Origin of the sequence: Polaribacter sp. L3A8 (genome assembly GCF_009796785.1) — a bacterium.
Lineage (GTDB): Bacteria > Bacteroidota > Bacteroidia > Flavobacteriales > Flavobacteriaceae > Polaribacter.
Genome location: NZ_CP047026.1, coordinates 4,177,659 through 4,195,730, shown reverse-complemented (window position 1 = coordinate 4,195,730; position 18,072 = coordinate 4,177,659). Strand labels below are relative to the sequence as shown.

Annotated in this window: 15 protein-coding genes and 1 pseudogene; 7 read left to right on the top strand and 9 right to left on the bottom strand. The window is 29.8% G+C overall.

The features are described 5' to 3' along the window. Positions 1–2: 2 nt before the first annotated feature. Together GQR92_RS17565 and acs are read right to left on the bottom strand one after the other, a co-directional pair. Complete coding sequence (locus GQR92_RS17565) at positions 3–1,103, bottom strand: sensor histidine kinase (RefSeq protein ID WP_158841801.1); 1,101 nt, start codon at positions 1,101–1,103, stop codon at positions 3–5. Positions 1,104–1,128: 25 nt separating this feature from the next. Then, positions 1,129–3,036: an acetate--CoA ligase gene (gene acs, locus GQR92_RS17560; protein ID WP_158841799.1), complete on the bottom strand. Its 1,908-nt coding sequence runs from the start codon at positions 3,034–3,036 to the stop codon at positions 1,129–1,131. 393 nt (positions 3,037–3,429) lie between these two features. Here acs and GQR92_RS17555 point away from each other — a divergent pair. Beyond that, positions 3,430–3,612 (top strand): annotated as a pseudogene (locus GQR92_RS17555) (helix-turn-helix domain-containing protein); the annotation flags it as partial. 9 nt (positions 3,613–3,621) lie between these two features. Here GQR92_RS17555 and GQR92_RS17550 read toward each other — a convergent pair. Both GQR92_RS17550 and GQR92_RS17545 read right to left on the bottom strand, forming a co-directional pair. Beyond that, positions 3,622–5,307, bottom strand: coding sequence for a sodium:solute symporter family protein (locus GQR92_RS17550; RefSeq protein WP_158841797.1), 1,686 nt, complete (start codon positions 5,305–5,307; stop codon positions 3,622–3,624). Positions 5,308–5,340: 33 nt separating this feature from the next. Beyond that, positions 5,341–5,595, bottom strand: coding sequence for a DUF4212 domain-containing protein (locus tag GQR92_RS17545; RefSeq protein WP_158841795.1), 255 nt, complete (start codon positions 5,593–5,595; stop codon positions 5,341–5,343). A 77-nt stretch (positions 5,596–5,672) separates the two neighbouring features. Between GQR92_RS17545 and GQR92_RS17540 the strand changes: the two genes are divergently transcribed. Further along, complete coding sequence (locus GQR92_RS17540; protein WP_158841793.1) at positions 5,673–6,452, top strand: sulfite exporter TauE/SafE family protein; 780 nt, start codon at positions 5,673–5,675, stop codon at positions 6,450–6,452. Positions 6,453–6,591: 139 nt separating this feature from the next. Then, positions 6,592–7,383, top strand: coding sequence for a TerC family protein (locus GQR92_RS17535; protein ID WP_158841791.1), 792 nt, complete (start codon positions 6,592–6,594; stop codon positions 7,381–7,383). A 458-nt stretch (positions 7,384–7,841) separates the two neighbouring features. Here the strand turns inward: GQR92_RS17535 and rny are convergent, their stop codons facing one another. The 3 genes from rny to GQR92_RS17520 form a co-directional block, all read right to left on the bottom strand. After that, positions 7,842–9,410 (bottom strand): ribonuclease Y, encoded by a 1,569-nt coding sequence (rny, locus tag GQR92_RS17530; protein ID WP_158841789.1) that lies wholly within the window; start codon positions 9,408–9,410, stop codon positions 7,842–7,844. Between the two features lie 233 nt (positions 9,411–9,643). Further along, on the bottom strand, positions 9,644–9,934 hold the full coding sequence (locus GQR92_RS17525) for a cell division protein ZapA (protein WP_158841787.1): 291 nt from the start codon (positions 9,932–9,934) through the stop codon (positions 9,644–9,646). Between the two features lie 13 nt (positions 9,935–9,947). Then, complete coding sequence (locus GQR92_RS17520; RefSeq protein ID WP_158841784.1) at positions 9,948–10,238, bottom strand: hypothetical protein; 291 nt, start codon at positions 10,236–10,238, stop codon at positions 9,948–9,950. A 112-nt stretch (positions 10,239–10,350) separates the two neighbouring features. On the opposite strand from GQR92_RS17520, the gene GQR92_RS17515 reads away from it, so the two are divergent. Continuing rightward, positions 10,351–12,090, top strand: coding sequence for a M23 family metallopeptidase (locus GQR92_RS17515; protein WP_233269911.1), 1,740 nt, complete (start codon positions 10,351–10,353; stop codon positions 12,088–12,090). Positions 12,091–12,154: 64 nt separating this feature from the next. After that, the gene (locus GQR92_RS17510) at positions 12,155–14,545 is read left to right on the top strand and encodes a TonB-dependent receptor (protein ID WP_233269909.1); all 2,391 of its coding nucleotides are present in this window, start codon (positions 12,155–12,157) and stop codon (positions 14,543–14,545) included. 70 nt (positions 14,546–14,615) lie between these two features. On the opposite strand, the gene GQR92_RS17505 is transcribed toward GQR92_RS17510, so the two are convergent. After that, on the bottom strand, positions 14,616–15,023 hold the full coding sequence (locus GQR92_RS17505) for a helix-turn-helix domain-containing protein (RefSeq protein WP_158841780.1): 408 nt from the start codon (positions 15,021–15,023) through the stop codon (positions 14,616–14,618). An 82-nt stretch (positions 15,024–15,105) separates the two neighbouring features. Between GQR92_RS17505 and GQR92_RS17500 the strand changes: the two genes are divergently transcribed. Both GQR92_RS17500 and GQR92_RS17495 read left to right on the top strand, forming a co-directional pair. Beyond that, positions 15,106–16,929 (top strand): ATP-binding protein, encoded by a 1,824-nt coding sequence (locus tag GQR92_RS17500; RefSeq protein WP_158841778.1) that lies wholly within the window; start codon positions 15,106–15,108, stop codon positions 16,927–16,929. Beyond that, positions 16,922–17,548: a response regulator transcription factor gene (locus GQR92_RS17495; protein ID WP_158841776.1), complete on the top strand. Its 627-nt coding sequence runs from the start codon at positions 16,922–16,924 to the stop codon at positions 17,546–17,548. Before GQR92_RS17500 ends, GQR92_RS17495 begins: the two co-directional genes overlap by 8 nt. Here the strand turns inward: GQR92_RS17495 and bcp are convergent. After that, the gene (gene bcp, locus GQR92_RS17490; RefSeq protein ID WP_158841774.1) at positions 17,545–17,997 is read right to left on the bottom strand and encodes a thioredoxin-dependent thiol peroxidase; all 453 of its coding nucleotides are present in this window, start codon (positions 17,995–17,997) and stop codon (positions 17,545–17,547) included. The genes GQR92_RS17495 and bcp overlap by 4 nt on opposite strands. Positions 17,998–18,072: the final 75 nt, after the last annotated feature.

Below are 18,072 nucleotides of genomic sequence, written 5' to 3'. Positions count from 1 at the left end.
TTTTAACTTTTAGGAAAGCGAACAACAAAAATAGTGCCTTTTGGCGAATTTGGTTCATGTGTTATCGCTCCTTTATGACTTTTAATAATTCCATGTACAACGCTTAATCCTAAACCAGCACCATCTCCAACAGGTTTGGTTGTAAAAAATGGATTAAAAATGTTTTCTGAATTTTCTTTAGAGATTCCCTCTCCTTGATCAGAAATTTTAATTTCTACTATTTTTCGTTTCTCTTTAACATCAAGATTAATTTCACCATTTACAGGCGAAAAATAAATAGCATTCATTACCAAATTAAAGATTACTTGTGTAAGCTGAATTTTATCAACTTTTAAATAAACCTCATCACTAGAAAAAGAAATAGTATAACTTATATTTTTCTTCGTAAAATTAGGGTTTAACAAACGTATGGATTCATCAATAATTAAATTGATATTTATTGATGTCATTTGTTGTGGCATTTCACAAGAAAAGAACATTAATTTTTTTACAACTTCTCTAGAGTAAATAGCACTATTTATTACTTTTTCTAAATCTTCACTACCTATTTCATCCTCTTTATAACGCTCTTTTAGCAATTCTGTAAATCCTAAAATATTGGCTAATGGTGTATTTAATTCATGTGCAATTCCTGCAGTAATTTGACCTAAAATAGTTAACCTGCCCGCTCTTTCTATTTGACTTTGAGCAATTTTTTCTTTTTCCTTTATTTGTTCTCTTTCTAAAAAATCGCCAATTTCTAAGGCTATTTTCTTTAACAATAATTTTTCTTCTTTTAAAAATGCGTTTTCAGAAAATTTTTGTTTAGAATACCCAACAGTTACAGCTCCTTTTATATGGCTAAATGTTTTAATGGCAGAAATAATAAAAATAACATCTTCTATTTTTTTGCCTGCAACAACGGTAATACCATCAACTTTAATTTCTACAAATGCTTCTTCTGGAAATCGAATTGCCTCCTTTAAACTGATGGCAATTTCCTTTAATAAAACTGCTACATTATTAAAATCACTCTCTCTAATTAAGGAGCTGACTCGGTACAAACAAGTCAGCTCTTTAATTCTTTCTTTTAATTTATCTTCTAACGTGATTTGATTTTCCATTTATCAACAAAAAAAATCGAACAAATTATAATTTGTTATCAATAATGGTTTGTACAATTTCTGGATTTAACAAAGTACTTGTGTCACCTAAATTATCTATTTCGTTGCAAGCAATTTTACGTAAAATACGTCTCATAATTTTCCCCGAACGTGTTTTTGGTAATCCTTCTGTAAACTGAATTTTATCTAATTTTGCAATTGGGCCAATTCTATCTGTAATTAATTGATTGATTTCCTTTTGCAAATTGTTATGATCTCTGTATTCTCCTGCATCTTTTAAGGTTATATATCCATATAAAGCACTTCCTTTTATATCATGTGGAAAACCAACAATGGCACTTTCTGCAATTGCAGGATGCTCATTAATAGCGTCTTCTATGGGTGCGGTTCCTAAATTATGACCAGAAACAATAATTACATCATCTACTCTACCTGTAATTCTGTAATACCCAACCTCATCTCTAAGCGCTCCATCACCTGTAAAATACATATTATCAAACGCAGAAAAATAGGTTTCTTTATATCGCTCATGATTGCCCCAAATGGTTCTTGCAATACTTGGCCAAGGGTATTTTATACACAATCTTCCTTCTACTTGATTTCCTTTTAATTCGTCTCCGTTTTCATCCATAATTGCAGGTTGAATTCCAATAAAAGGCAAGGTGGCATAGGTTGGTTTTGTTGGTGTTACATACGGAATTGGAGTAATCATAATTCCACCAGTTTCTGTTTGCCACCAAGAATCTACAATAGGGCTTCTTCCTTTACCTACATTATCGTTATACCAGTGCCACGCTTCCTCATTAATTGGTTCTCCAACAGAACCCAATACTTTTAAGCTTGATAAATCGTATGTATCTATTAACGCTGTACCGTGTTTTGCTAAAGCTCTAATTGCTGTTGGTGCCGTATAAAACTGACTCACTTTATGTTTGTCGATGATATCCCAAAAGCGTCCAAAATCTGGATAACTTGGTACACCTTCAAACAAAACAGTAGTTGCTCCGTTTGCCAAAGGTCCATATACAATATACGAGTGTCCGGTAATCCAACCAATATCGGCAGTACACCAATACACATCATTTTCTCTATATTGAAAAGCGTTTTTAAAGGTATACGCAGTGTACACCATATAACCCGCCGTAGTATGCACCATTCCTTTCGGTTTTCCCGTAGAACCAGAAGTGTATAAAATAAACAACGGATCTTCTGCATCCATTATTTCTGCTTTACATTCTATAGAAGCGTCGTCTAATAAAGGTTGTAACCATTTATCTCGTCCTTCTTTCATATTGATATTTGCATGGGTTCTTTTGGCAACCAACACATTTTCTACTCCAGGACAACTGTCTAAAGCTTCATCTACAATTCCTTTTAAATCGATCGCTTTTTTCCCTCTAAAAGAACCATCTGCAGTAATAACCATTTTACAATCAGAATCATTTATTCTTGTTGATAATGCTGTTGCAGAAAAACCTGCAAAAACTACAGAATGAATAGCACCAATTCTAGCACAAGCCAGCAATGAAATTGCCAATTCTGGAATCATAGGGACGTAAATACAAACTCTATCTCCTTTTTTAACGCCGTGTTCTTTTAAAACATTTGCAAATTGATTTACTCTTTCATGCAATTGATTATAAGTAATATGTTCTGCGGCTTCATTAGGATCATTTGGTTCAAATAAAATTGCCGTTTTATCTCCTCTAGTTGTTAAATGTCTGTCTATACAATTCTCTGTTATATTTAATTTGGCTCCTTGAAACCATTTTACTTCTGGCTTAGAAAAATCCCAATCTAAAACTTTATCCCATTTTTTTCGCCATAAAAAATGCTCTTCAGCTATTTCTTCCCAAAAATTTTCTGGTTCTCTTATCGATTTTCTATAGACTTTAAAATATTCTTCTAAGTGTTTTATATGGTAGTTACTCATGTTGTATGTAGTTAATTGTAATTATTTCTAAAAATATAAATTATATTCCTCATTAAGAAGCCTAATAGATTTATTTAAGTGTTTTTTTAACATAAAAAATAAAAATTACATCTCTTTTTACTGCTTTTAATATTTAATATGCAAAACATATTTTATGCTGCTAAATTACTTTCCTTAAAAAAATAGTTATTCCTTTTCTTTAAGTACACTAGAACGGATAAAAAAATAAAGTCTTAATGCTATTACTAAAAAAAAACGTGCACTTTTACCTTAGGTAACATCATCTGTTAAGTGTGTCTTTTCCAATATTCAAATAGATCTTAGTTCTTATAAAAAACAACGACGAAACTTAATAAACAAAATTATTAGCGTAAATATAAATCTCACTTTCATAAAAAGTTTAAAAATACTTTAGGTATTTCTCCTATTGATTTTTTAAATTCTGAAAAAATAAAGTTTTCTAAGAAATTGATAAAAGAATCTAAAGATTTTAGAATGTCTAAAATTGTTTTTAAATCTGGTTTTAATAACACCAGTTACTTTAACAGACAGTTTAAGAAGTCAATTAATTACTAATACTTTATTTTAATGTGTTGCATCTCCTGCTCCACTCGGAATTCTAATACTTTCTACAATTTTCACAACATCTTTAGGTGGTTCTGGTGTAAACCTAGAAACAATCACTGAAATAATAAAATTAGCCATCATTGCAACTGTACCAAATCCTTCTGGAGAAATTCCAAACCACCAATCTTCTTTTGTACCCCCTCCAAACCAATCGAATTTGAACTTCATCATATAAAACAACATTAATAAAATACCTACCAACATCCCTAAAATTGCACCTTCTTTGTTCATTCTTTTACTAAAAATACCCAAAACTATTGCTGGAAAAAACGAGGCAGCAGCTAAACCAAAAGCCAATGCAACCGTGGCGGCGACAAAATCTGGAGGATTTATGCCAAAATAACCTGCAACACAAACTGCCACTACAGCAGATAATCTTGCTGCAAGTAATTCTCCTTTTTCTGATATTTTTGGATTGATCATTTTCTTAATTAAATCATGAGAAACAGATGCAGAAATAACCAATAACAAACCTGCTGCAGTAGATAATGCTGCTGCTAAACCACCTGCTCCAACCAATGCAATTACCCAATTTGGTAATCCTGCAATTTCTGGGTTTGCTAAAACCATTATATCCTTATCTACTGTTAATTCATTTATTGTTTCATCTGCAACATATTGAATCTTTCCATCCTTATTTTTATCATCAAACTTTATAAGTCCCGTTTTTTCCCAATTATTAAACCATTCTGGCAACTTATCGTACTCTTTATTGCTAACTGTTTCTATTAAATTAGTTCTAGAAAAAACAGAAATAGCTGGTGCGGTAGTATACAAAATAGCAATTAACAACAATGCCCAACCAGCAGATTTACGAGCATCAGACACTTTTTTTACCGTAAAAAAACGAACAATAACATGTGGCAATCCTGCCGTTCCAAACATTAAAGCTGCTGTAATTAAGAAAACATCTAACGTACTTTTACTACCCGACGTGTATTCTGCAAAACCTAATTCTTTATGCAAACCATCTAACTTATCTAAAAGATATACGCCATTTTCATCCATTCCTCCAAAACCTAATTGCGGAATTGGATTGCCTGTCATTTGAATAGAAATGTAAATTGCCGGAACCATAAAAGCGAATATCAACACGCAATATTGAGCAACTTGTGTATAGGTTATCCCTTTCATTCCTCCTAAAACAGCATAGAAAAGAACAATTATCATCCCAATAATTACTCCTGTATTAATATCAACCTCTAAAAATCTAGAAAAAACCAAACCAACTCCTCTCATTTGACCAGCTACATAAGTAAAAGAAACTAAAAGCGCGCAAAATACCGCAACACTTCTGGCAACATTAGAATAATAGCGATCTCCTATAAAATCTGGTACTGTAAACTTTCCGAATTTTCTTAAATATGGTGCTAGCAATAAAGCTAATAAAACATAACCACCGGTCCAACCCATTAAATAAACAGAACCATCATACCCATTAAAGGAAATGAGTCCTGCCATAGAAATAAATGAAGCGGCAGACATCCAATCTGCTGCAGTAGCTAATCCATTAGCCAAGGGAGAAACACCACCACCTGCTACATAAAACTCTTTTGTAGATCCTGCTCTAGACCAAATTGCAATACCAATATATATGGCAAATGTAAACCCCACTAAAATCCATGTCCAAACTTGAATACTCATAATTCTTCTACTTTTAATTTATTTTTTCTACCTTTAATTATTATATCCAAATTCTTTATCTAATCGATTCATAAGTTTAATGTAAACAAAAATTAAAATGACAAAAACATAAATAGAGCCTTGTTGAGCAAACCAAAAACCAAGTTTAAAACCACCTAACCTAATGGTATTTAATTCATCTACTAAAAGAATACCAAAAACGAATGAAACCAAAAACCAAATACTCAACAAAATTGCTAGATACTTTAGATTTTTTTTCCAATATCTCTCTTGATTAGTTAATTTCATATTCTTTATTATTAGTGTTAATTTTCTACAATATATACAAAATAACACACACTTATATATCTAATTACACCTTTTTTATGCCGAATTTAGACATCATATTATCTTTTGATAACTGGTTTATTGTTTTATTATTTTTTATTGTTGCCATTTTATATGCTGCCGTAGGGTTTGGAGGAGGCTCTAGCTATTTGGCTATTTTAGCATTAACAGGTATTGTTTTTACTCAAATTAGAGCAACATCTCTTTTGTGTAACATTGTAGTGGTTATTGGAAACGTGTTTTTATTTTATCAACAAAAAGAAATTAATTGGAAAAAAGTGATTCCTCTAATTACATTTAGTATTCCTTTAGCTTATTTGGGTGGGTACTTAAAAATAAGTCAAGAATTCTTTTTTATTTTACTTGGTCTCACGCTACTTATTGCCGCAATTACAATGTGGACTTCAAAAAAAATATCTTCTTCGGATGAAATAAACAACAATTCAACACCTATAAGAAACGCTAGTTTTGGAGGTATTATAGGCTTCATTTCTGGTATGGTTGGTATTGGAGGTGGTATTTTTTTAGCGCCACTTTTACATCTTACAAATTGGGATACTCCCAAAAAAATAGCCGCTACTGCAAGTATTTTTATACTCGTAAATTCTATTGCTGGCTTGTTGGGGCAATATTCTAATCCAGATTTTATTATTGATTGGAACTTAACTTCTGTGTTATTAATTACCGTTTTTATTGGCGGACAAATAGGTCGTAGAGTGAGTAAGAACTATTTTTCTCCTGTGCAATTAAAAAAAGCAACGGCTATTTTAATTGCCTTTGTAAGCTTACGTATTCTGTGGAAGTATCTTTTTATGTAATCATTATCAAAAAAATAAAATTTAAAGCTTTCATTTTTTTTAAAATTCTACAACACTGTAACTTACAATCTTTCAATAATAATATTGTGTATTCGATACAATCGAAATATCTTTGAAACATCTATAAAAAAAATAAAAAATGTTAGGAATTCTTTTTACATTATTAATGCTCATCTTATTACAAGCTGTGCTTGGTTTTGACAACTTATTATATATTTCGCTAGAATCTAAAAAAGCGCCTGAAGCAGAACAAAAGAGAGTTAGAAAAGTAGGGATTTTAATCGCTATCGTATTAAGAATTGTTTTACTTTTTGTATTAGTTTCTATTATTGATTTTTTTCAAGAACCATTTTCTTTCTTATCCGGAGGCATAAAAGATGTTATACATTTTGCATTTAACGGCCATAGTATTATTGTACTTCTTGGAGGTGGTTTTATCATCTACACTGCTATTAAAGAGATTTGGCACATGATTTCTACAAAAGGACTTGAAGTATCAGAAATGGCTACCGGTAAAAGTAGTAAATCTGCCAATGCTGTTATTACAAGTATAGTAATTATGAACTTAGTTTTTTCTTTCGACTCTATTTTAGCTGCCATTGGTCTTACTAGCGAAATAGAAAGCGCTACAACCGCTTTTATTGTTATGGCAATTGCTATTGTAATAAGTGGATTATTAATGCTTATTATGGCCGATAAAATATCTACTTTCTTATCAAAAAATAGAATGTACGAAGTACTTGGTTTGTTTATCCTTTTTATTGTTGGAATTATGTTGGTTACAGAAGGCGGACATTTAGCCCATCTAAAACTGTTTGGAGAAGAAATTGTACCAATGAGTAAAACAACATTCTACTTTGTATTGGCTATTTTAATAATTGTGGATGTTGTACAAGGAAGATACCAAAAGAAGTTACTTTCTCAAAAATAAGAGAATCTAAACTATATTATAAAAGAGTTTCATTTTAAGTGAAACTCTTTTTTTCTGCCTTACTTAATTTGTTTAACTTTTTATTGTTTTTATTAAACAAATAATATATATTTGTACCAGTTAGTTTCGGGGGAAACTAATTAATTAATAGTCAGATATATTGTCACACTTGATAATAGATTATTAAAACCGTTACTTTATAGTAACGGTTTTCTTTTTACAAACAATAAATAGCGATAGTAACAATTAAGCAACCAAAAGCTATACTTGTGGTTTATCTATCAAACATCAAAAGCTTAGTTATTATCTTTTAATAAAAGCAACCTGCAATCTCATTACATATAATGTATAAAAAAATCCTGTTATAAATTATAATAGGATTTTTTTTGATATTTATTTTCATCGAATAATACTATTCGATTACATTTATACTGTTTTAACAGAAAGTAATTGCATTTTTACTTAGCTACATTAACCGCTCTAGTTTCTCTAATAACAGTTACTTTTACCTGACCTGGATACGTCATATCGTTTTGTATTTTTTGAGAGATACTAAAAGACAATTCTGCTGCTTTGGTATCATTTACTTTACCACTTTCTACCATTACACGTAGTTCACGTCCTGCCTGAATAGCATACGCTTTCTGAACACCTGCAAAACCAAATGCAATATTTTCTAAATCTTTTAAACGTTGAATGTAAGAATCTAATACCTGACGTCTTGCTCCTGGTCTTGCTCCTGAAATAGCATCACAAACTTGTACAATTGGCGCTATTAACGTTTTCATCTCTATTTCATCATGGTGAGCACCAATAGCGTTGCAAACATCTGGTTTTTCACCATATTTTTCTGCCCATTGCATTCCTAATAATGCATGCGGCAATTCACTTTCTGTATCTGGTACTTTACCAATATCATGCAACAAACCTGCACGTTTTGCTACTTTTGCATTTAAGCCCATTTCTGCAGCCATTATACCACAAAGGTTTGCTACTTCTCTAGAGTGTTGTAATAAATTTTGTCCATAAGAAGAACGGTATTTCATTCTACCAACCGTTTTTATCAATTCTGGATGTAACCCATGAATCCCTAAATCTATTACAGTTCTTTTACCAACTTCTATAATCTCTTGTGTAATTTGGTTCTCTGTCTTCTTAACAACCTCTTCTATCCTTGCAGGATGAATTCTACCATCGGTTACTAACTTATGCATTGCCAATCTAGCAATCTCTCTACGAACAGGATCAAAACAAGAAAGAATAATTGCTTCTGGAGTATCATCAACAATAATCTCTACACCTGTTGCAGCTTCTAAAGCTCTAATATTACGCCCTTCTCTACCAATAATTCTTCCTTTAACATCATCAGACTCTAAGTTAAATACAGATACACAGTTTTCTACGGCTTGCTCTACACCTACTCTTTGTATGGTTCCTAAAATAACTTTTCTAGCTTCTTGTTCAGCAGTTAATTTAGCTTCTTCAATAGAAGTTTGTACAAAAGCCATTGCTTCTGTTTTTGCCTCATCTTTTAAAGATGATATCAATTCTTTTTTAGCATCTTCTGCAGATAAACCAGAAATTTGCTCTAGCATATCTACATGACGCTTGTGCATTTTTTCTAGTTCTGATTCTTTATTCTCTAAAAAGTCTAACTTTTTATTAAACTCTCCTTCTTTATGTTCTAAAGATTTATTTAATCTTTTATTTTTATCAACTTCAGACGCCACTTGAGACTCTCTATCTCTAATACGCTTCTCTACATCAGAAATCTTTTTTTCTCTACTAAGAATTACTTTTTCATGCTCTGCTTTTAATTCAATAAACTTCTCTTTAGCTTGTAATATTTTTTCTTTTTTTACAGAATCTGCATCTATTTTTGCCTCTTTTAAAATTGTAGCGGCTTCTTTTCTTGTACCACTAAGTATCTTTTTCCCTTTCGCCTTTTCTAAAGCATTTGCAATTAAAAATCCTACTGCAATTCCTATCAAAACTCCCACAATAATGGGAAGTATCATTCCATCCATAATTTAAATTTAATATATAAAAAAAGCCTACATTAGTTTGGTTTTTTAAACTCCAAATATGGTTACTTATAGGACTAACTAACTGTTCAAGGATCCACTTGGTACTAAAATAAATTTAGTAGCTATGGCTTGCTATAGTAGTTAAGACTCATCCTTCATAATTGAATCGTGTTGAGTTTAATAAACAATGTACTAACGTAGGCAGTGTGTTGTTAATGTATATTTTAAAGAACTTATTTTAAATGAGAATCAACTATATTAGTTAACTCTTTTATTTTATCTACTACTTCTCTATCTGTAGAATCCTTTTCTAATGATGCTATTTCTACTTTCGAAGCAAATTGCAAAGCACACATAGCTAAAACATCTTGTTTATCGCTAACGGCATAATTTTCTTCGTACATAGAAATTAATTTATTAATAGCGGTTGCGGCTTTTCTCATGCCTTCCTCTTCTTTTGTGTTATTCACACTTAAAGGATAGGTTCTACCTGCTATAACAACATTAATTTTAAGTTTTCCCACAATTTAATGAACTTTATTTGTGTAATTGTATAATACACTTATCGATTTCTCGAATTAAAGTATTTATTTTGAGTTTTGTATCTCTTGTATTTGTACTACTGCCATCTATAGTTTTTGCAACTTTAAGCAAATCATATTCTTTTTTCTGTTCTGCTAATAATCGCTCACTTTCAATTAACTGATGTTGTAACTTGTTTGTACTTTGAAGCAATATTTCATTTTCATTCTTTAAAAATTCATAATTAGAGAGTAAGCTCTGTAGCTTATCTTCCAGTAAATGAATTGCTTCTATTGTATTACACATCTAAATTTTAAGAATAAAACTATATCTACAAAGTTAACATTCTGTTTTAAACTTTACAACATTTTGTTACTTATTTTATCAATACTCTAAAGATTAACATTTTAATCAAAAAATGATTTTTAGTATTTTTGCAGAAAATATTAGTATTTTGAAACAAACAGTATTGTTATTCACATTCTTATCTACTTTTTTTTGCTTTTCTCAAGAAAACTACCCACAAGACTATTTTAGAAATCCTTTAGGCATTTCAACTGTTTTAGCAGGTACTTTTGGCGAATTAAGGAGTAATCACTTTCATTCTGGCGTAGATATTAAAACACAAGGAAGAGAAGGCTTAAAAATATATGCTCCCGCAGACGGATATGTATCTAGATTAAAAGTTGCTCAGTATGGTTTTGGAAAAGCACTTTATATTACACATCCAAATGGGTTTACAACCGTTTATGCGCATTTAAGTAAATATGCAGACAAAATTGAAGAATATGTAAAAGCAATTCAATATAAAAAAGAAGATTATGAAACCGGTAATTTATTTTTTAAAGAGAATCAATTTCCTGTAAAAAAGAGCGAAGTTATTGCGTATTCTGGAGATACAGGTAGTTCTGGAGGTCCACATTTACATTTTGAAATTAGAAACACAAAAACAGAACATGTTATTAATCCGTTATTTTTCGGGTTAAAACCAGAAGACACCACCCCTCCTCTTTTTCTTGCATTAAAAGTATATGCACTTAACAACAACGCAAGAATTAATAATAAGAATAAAAGTTTGGTTCTTCCTTTAAAAAGTATAAAAAAAGGCAGTTATTCAGTGAATAAAATTTCTGCTTCGGGAATAATTGGTTTTGGTGTAAATGTTTTTGATAGACTTGATAAAGCAAACAATAAAAACGGAATTTATAGCTTAGAAATGTTTGTAAATGGAAAGCGTTTTTACCATCATGATGTAGAAAAATTCTCTTTCGCAGAAAGTAAATTCATCAACTTGCATATTGATTATCCGCATTATAAAAAATATAAGAAAAAATATCAAAAAACATATAAAGAAACTGCAAACAAGCTTTCTACTTACGAAGGTTTAATAAATAATGGAAAAATAAACATTAAAAACGGATATAATTATAACATAGAAATTATTGCAAAAGATTACAAAGGAAACGTTAGTTCTCTAAAAATACCGGTAGTTGGCAAAGAGAATAATGTAATTTTTACGCAACAAGAAGATACAACTGCTTATAAAATAGTGGCTAAAAATTTTCAAAAATTTACTCAAGAAAATGTAACTGTTGCTTTTCCTAAAAATACTTTTTATGAAGATCTTTATTTAGATTTTAAAGTTGATAAAGGTGTTGCCAAAATTCATACACCTACTATTCCTTTAGATAAAAGTTTTACCTTAACTTTTGATGTTTCTAAGTATTCTGAAACGGAAAAACAGCAACTCTATATTGCCAATGTAGAAAAATCTAAATATCCATGGTATCAATATACTAGAAAAAAGGACAGTACATTTTACACTACAACAAAAACGTTGGGTAAATATGCTTTAGTTAGTGATATTTATAAACCAAAAATAAGTTTATTGTATTTTAAAAATAACCAATGGATTTCTAAAAGTAAAACCATTAAAGTAAAAATTTCTGATAGTGGTTCTGGTATTAAAAATTACAGAGCCTCCATAGATGGAAAATGGATTCTAATGGAGTACAATCATAAAAAAAGAATATTAACCTACAATTTTAGTGATAAAAAATTGGTTGGTAGCAAACATATCTTTAAAATTGTAGTCTCGGACAATGTTGGAAATACGAATACACTTTCTGCAACGTTCTTTAAGAAACAAGTAAACTAACATGCGCCTAAAAAAAGTCTTTCTAATTTTATTATTGTTACCTGTTTTTGCATTTGCTCAAAAAATGACAATCCTTAAAGGAACTGTAAAAGATAAAAACAAACAACCAATAGAAAAAGTATCCATAAAATACAACAACGTGGGTACAACCACAGATAAAAACGGTAATTATCAAATTAGAATTCCTTATAGAGAAGAAATTACACTTGTTTTTAGTCATTTATCATTTAGAACATTCACTAAAAAATATATAGCAAATAGTAGAAATGGAGTCCGTTACTCTGTAACACTTACTTCTAAAACAGAAGAATTAAAAGAAATAGTTATTAAAGATAACATTAGAAATGCACAGGGTATAAAGAAAATAGACATTGCAGTTGTTAAAAACATTATTGGTCCAAATGCAGGGGTAGAAAACGTTTTAATGACCTTACCAGGTGTTAGTAATAACAACGAATTAAGTACCCAATACAATGTTAGAGGTGGTAATTTTGATGAGAATTTGGTCTATGTAAATGGAATTGAAATTTACAGACCTTTTTTAATTAGATCTGGTCAACAAGAAGGTTTAAGTTTTATCAACTCAAATATGGTGCAAAACATTAATTTTTCTGCAGGAGGTTTTCAGGCCAAGTATGGCGATAAATTATCGTCTGTTTTAGACATTACGTATAGAAAACCTACAGAAACTGCCACAACTGTTGATGCCAGTTTACTAGGCGCAAGTGCTACTTTTGAGGGGCAGTTTTTAAATAAAAAATTAAGTACAATTACAGGCGTTAGGTATAGAGATAATAGTTTGTTTGTAAACAGCAAACAAATTGAAACGAATTTTAAACCTAGGTTTACAGATGTACAAACCTATTTGTCTTACGAGTTTTCAGAAAAATTTTCACTAAACTTCTTAGGTAATTTTTCTTTAAACGATTATAATTACCAACCTATTTCTAGAAGAACTCGTTTTGGTACTGTTGCAAACCCTTTAGAATTAATTGTTTTTTACTCTGGTCAAGAAGAAGATAAATATTTAACAATGTTTGGTGCTTTATCTGCCGATTATAAGGTAAATGATAATTTTACTTTAACAGCAACCGCATCTAGATACAATACACAAGAAGAAGAACATTTTGATATTGCAGCTGCGTATAATTTAGGTGAAATTGATGCAAATATTGGTTCAGAAAACTTTGGTGAAGTAGATTTTTCTCAAGGAATTGGTTCTCAATTAAATCATGCTCGTAACGATTTAGATGCTTTAATAACCAATCTGCAAATAAAAGGAACCATTAAAAAAGGTGACATTCAATGGAACTTTGGTGCTAAATATCAAAAAGAAGATATTAGAGACCGTATTAGAGAATGGGAAGTAATAGATTCTTTAGGCTTTTCTATAAGACCTCCTTTTCACAGCTCTAACAATCAACCTTATCTGCCTTTTGAAGGCGAAATTACACCTTATCAAAATATCAGAAAAGATAATAATGTTGCTATCAATAGAGTTTCTGGTTTTGTACAATTTAACCAACGTTCTTTTTGGAATGAGCATGAGGTTTTTTACAACTTAGGTATTAGATCTCAAAGTTGGTCTGTTACTGGAAATGGAGTAAAATCTAAAAATCTAACCATTATTAGTCCTAGAGCACAATTTGCTATTAAACCCAATTGGGATAAAGACATGTTATTTAGACTTTCTGGTGGATGGTACTCTCAACCACCTTCTTATAGAGAATTAAGAGACTTTAATGGTGCTATTAATGTAGATGTAAAAGCTCAAAAATCGATTCACATGGTGGCAGGAATGGATTATAGCTTTCAAATGTGGGAAAGACCTTTTAAGTTAACAACAGAATTATATTATAAAGATTTATCTGATGTAAATGCCTATTCTATAGATAATGTTAGAATACGTTATAGAGCAGACAATGTAACTACTGCTTATGCAACCGGATTGGATGTACGTTTAAATGGCGAGTTTGTTCCTGGTAGTGAAAGTTGGGTAAGTTTAGGGTATTTAAAAACAGAAGAAAATATTGATAATAGAGGCGCTATTGCAAGACCTTCTGATCAACGTATTAAATTCGGAATTCTTTTTCAAGATTACGTTCCTAATTTACCAAACCTAAAAGCGTATTTAAATTTGGTATATAACACAGGTGTTCCGGGTGGTTCTCCTTCTTATGCAGATGTCTATGATTTTCAAGGACGTTTAAGAGATTATAAACGTGCCGATTTAGGTGTGTCATATATTTTTGTAGATGCAAACAAACAATATACAACAGGTTGGATGTCTAAATTTAAAGAATTATCCGCAGGTTTAGAACTTTTTAATATGTTCGATATTCAAAATTCAATTACCAACACGTGGGTTAGAGATGTATATTCTAAAACACAATTCGGAATTCCGAATTTTATGACCGGACGCGTATTAAACTTAAAAGTTGGTATGAAGTTTTAAATCAAAAAAAAAAAGCGATTTAACTTTCATTAAATCGCTTTTTCAATTAAAACAAATTTACTTCTCCTTTTTATAATTTATCAAAAACATTAAATGCATTTGCATATTTATACAAATCAAAAATTGATTCTAACTCTAATTTTTGTTTTATGTTTTTTCTATGAGTACTAACAGTTGTAGGTTCTATAAAAAGTTGGGTTGCAATTTCTTTGGTAGATTTTCCATAAACAACCAACTCAAAAATTTGTTGTTCTTTTTTTGTAAGTGAATAAAATTTAGATTTATTTACTTTTTTAAAACGCTTTTCTTCCTGTAAGTTTTTAGAAAATTGTTTAAGAGATGAGAGGTCCTGTAATCCTAAATTAAAAAAACGTAGAAAGTCTTCAATAAGATTTATGGGTATTTCTTTATTGCTAATTTGATATGTATTATCAACAGATTTTAATTCGTTATACTCATATAATTTTTTAACTTCCATAGCATATTTCATTTTCGTTAACAAAATTAGTTTGAACTCAAAAAAAAAAACCATACTTTAGTAGGGTATTTAAAACATAAATGTGAAAATTAAACTCCCCCTAATTTTATTTTTCTTTACTTTATTTTCTTTTTCACAAAAAGAAGCATCTTCCATTTACACTTCAATATCATTTTTTAAACAACCTTCTAAAGATGTTGTTTCTATTAAAGAGATTATTAAAAATTATGAATTGGGTAGATTTCAACAAGAAAAAAAACCAAAAATCTATAAAAATTTAGGAGAAAACACACTCTGGAATCATTTTTTATTACCACAATCGACTACAGAAAACGACTATAAGTATTTTACAATTGCAAACCCTTATTTACCTTATGGAAAAATATATTTAAAAAAAGGTGATAAAATCGACTCACTTTATAGGGTTTCTAACAACAAAGAATTTCCTCATAAAAATATTTTTTACAGGCATCCGGTTTGGAAATTGCCTATAGACACAACACAACAAACAGAAGTCTTTTTAAAAGTTAAAAATAAAGACACCAGAACACGATTGTCTTACTTTCTAGAAACTGAAAATCAATTTTTAAAACGCGTAGAAACGGAGTATTTCTATTTTGGAATGTATATCGCCTTTCTAATTTGTATGGCTTTAATTTTGGTCTTTTTTGCCGTTATAAAAAAGGAATATGCTGTTTTATTTTACGCTTTATATATTTTTACGGTATTAATAGAATTCTTGGCAGGTAAAGGAATTGGCGTACAATATTTTTGGTCAGCAAGCGAATTTGCAATCAACAATATTAGAAGCCTTAGCCAAACAATTGGTGTAGCTTCAATTGGTTGTTTTTATTTAAAATTTTACAAATTAAACAAATCTCAAGCAATCCCTAAATTACTTTTTAAAATTGGTGCTTATATCGCACTAGCACTTTTATTATTCTATTTGTATAAATTTTTCTTTGGCGGACTCGTTGTTTTATATCTTTATGTTTGGACTATCTTAAAAGTAATCGCATTTATTTGGATTTTAAATCACTTGTATTTAACCATTACAAAACAGCTCCCTATTTATTTAGTAATCGCTTTTATATTACCTATTATAGCCATTATAAGTGGTCAGATTATAAACCCGAGCGTCTACAATAATTTAGCCATAACATTTAGCGGATCTACAATTTACTATATTGCTTTAGCTTTAGAAATTTTACTTTTTACTCGTTTTATTTTTGGTTCGGTTATAGAAGCTCAATTTAAATACTTTAAACTCAAAAAAGTAAGTGATGAGTTAAAGTACAATTTTCAAAATAAAACCTTAGCATTTCAACACACAGAAAGAAACAACTTAGTAAATAATGTTCATGATACTTTTGGTGGTTATTTAGAAGCTTTAAAATTACGTTTATTACAAAACGATGAAAAATCACCCGAAAAAGTAAAAGAAATTTTAGATGCTTTTTATAACGATTATAGATATTTATTAAACAGCTTATACGCACCAAAAATTAATTCTGATAATTTTATTGAAAGTTTAATTGAGTTCTGTACTAAAATTGATAATTTAACAAAACATAAAATCAATTATAACTTTAACCTTAAAAACATTGAATTATCACAAGATAAATGTGTTCATTTGTATCGTGTAATTTCAGAATTAACTACAAATGCCATAAAATATTCTAAAGCTACAGAAATAAAAATTAGTATGAACGACCATAAAAACCAACTCATAATACTTAACGTTACCGATAATGGTATTGGTTTTAATGAAGACTTAGTGCTAAAAAAAGGTTTTGGTTTAGAAAGCGTAAAAAAAAGAGTAGAACAAATAGAAGGAACTTTAAAAATAGACACAAGTAAAAAAGGTTCTAATTTTGAAATAAAAATACCTATAATCAATGATTAACCCCCCAATAAAAATTGTTATTGCAGACGATAATCGCTTTTTTTGTGACGCTTTAAAAGATAGTTTAAATGCTCATAATGAATTAAATGTAACCAATACTTTTACTACATTAAAAGAATTGTTTCAATATACAAACAGTTGTAATTTAGACGTTTTAATCTTAGATGTAAATTTTAATGGTCAAAATTCTTTAGATTTTATTGATGAAATAAAGAAAGTAAATAACAATTTTAAAATTATTGCTTTAACAACAATGAATAATAATTTTATTAAAGAAAAAGCGATAAAAAATGGTGTGGATGTTTTTGTAGGAAAAGATGGAAATCTGGCTAATTTTAAGACAATTATACTAAATTGTTTAACAGATAAAACTGTTAAAAAAAATAAAACCTCATCAAAAATTATTATTGATAATTACACATTTACCAAACGAAAATTAGAAATATTACAAGCTTTATTTAAGCATTCTGATAAAAATGAAAAAGAACTTTCGGCAATATTACATATCACAGAAAGTTCTTTAAAATCTCATAAAAGAGAGCTTTTTGAAATTACAAATACTAAAAGCACTCCAGAATTAATCAAATTCGGAATTCAAAAATCTTTAATAGTTGTTTAATCTAAAATCTGAGCAGCGTGTGCTTTTGTTTTTACTTTTGCAATAACATCTTCTATTACTCCATTTTCATCAATTACAAAAGTAGTTCTATGAATTCCATCATATTCTTTACCCATAAATTTCTTTGGCCCCCAAACACCAAAAGCTTCAATAACAGCTTTATCTTCATCTGCTAACAACGGAAAAGGTAATTCGTTTTTGTTAATGAAATTTTGTTGTCTTTTAGCAGAATCTGCACTTACGCCCAAAACATCATATCCTTTAGCTAAAAAAGATTGGTAATTATCTCTTAAATCGCAAGCTTCATTAGTACAACCTGGCGTACTTGCTTTTGGGTAAAAGAATAAAACCAATTTCTTACCAGCATAATCAGATAATTTTATGGTGTTTCCTAAATTGTCTAGTGCTTCAAATTGTGGAGCCTTATCTCCTATTTTTAATGATGTCATTTTCTAAATAGTTTTTAAAGTTTAAAAGTACAAAGAAAAAAGTATAGAGAACTAAAAAAGATAACAACAAAACCA

Excerpts from the sequence above, each read along its gene's own strand:
- GQR92_RS17565 (WP_158841801.1), bottom strand. The coding sequence starts at position 1,103 with ATGGAAAATCAAATCACGTTAGAAGATAAATTAAAAGAAAGAATTAAA.
- acs (WP_158841799.1), bottom strand. The coding sequence starts at position 3,036 with ATGAGTAACTACCATATAAAACACTTAGAAGAATATTTTAAAGTCTAT.
- GQR92_RS17550 (WP_158841797.1), bottom strand. The coding sequence starts at position 5,307 with ATGAGTATTCAAGTTTGGACATGGATTTTAGTGGGGTTTACATTTGCC.
- GQR92_RS17545 (WP_158841795.1), bottom strand. The coding sequence starts at position 5,595 with ATGAAATTAACTAATCAAGAGAGATATTGGAAAAAAAATCTAAAGTAT.
- GQR92_RS17540 (WP_158841793.1), top strand. The coding sequence starts at position 5,673 with ATGCCGAATTTAGACATCATATTATCTTTTGATAACTGGTTTATTGTT.
- GQR92_RS17535 (WP_158841791.1), top strand. The coding sequence starts at position 6,592 with ATGTTAGGAATTCTTTTTACATTATTAATGCTCATCTTATTACAAGCT.
- rny (WP_158841789.1), bottom strand. The coding sequence starts at position 9,410 with ATGGATGGAATGATACTTCCCATTATTGTGGGAGTTTTGATAGGAATT.
- GQR92_RS17520 (WP_158841784.1), bottom strand. The coding sequence starts at position 10,238 with ATGTGTAATACAATAGAAGCAATTCATTTACTGGAAGATAAGCTACAG.
- GQR92_RS17515 (WP_233269911.1), top strand. The coding sequence starts at position 10,351 with ATGATTTTTAGTATTTTTGCAGAAAATATTAGTATTTTGAAACAAACA.
- GQR92_RS17510 (WP_233269909.1), top strand. The coding sequence starts at position 12,155 with ATGACAATCCTTAAAGGAACTGTAAAAGATAAAAACAAACAACCAATA.
- GQR92_RS17505 (WP_158841780.1), bottom strand. The coding sequence starts at position 15,023 with ATGGAAGTTAAAAAATTATATGAGTATAACGAATTAAAATCTGTTGAT.
- GQR92_RS17495 (WP_158841776.1), top strand. The coding sequence starts at position 16,922 with ATGATTAACCCCCCAATAAAAATTGTTATTGCAGACGATAATCGCTTT.
- bcp (WP_158841774.1), bottom strand. The coding sequence starts at position 17,997 with ATGACATCATTAAAAATAGGAGATAAGGCTCCACAATTTGAAGCACTA.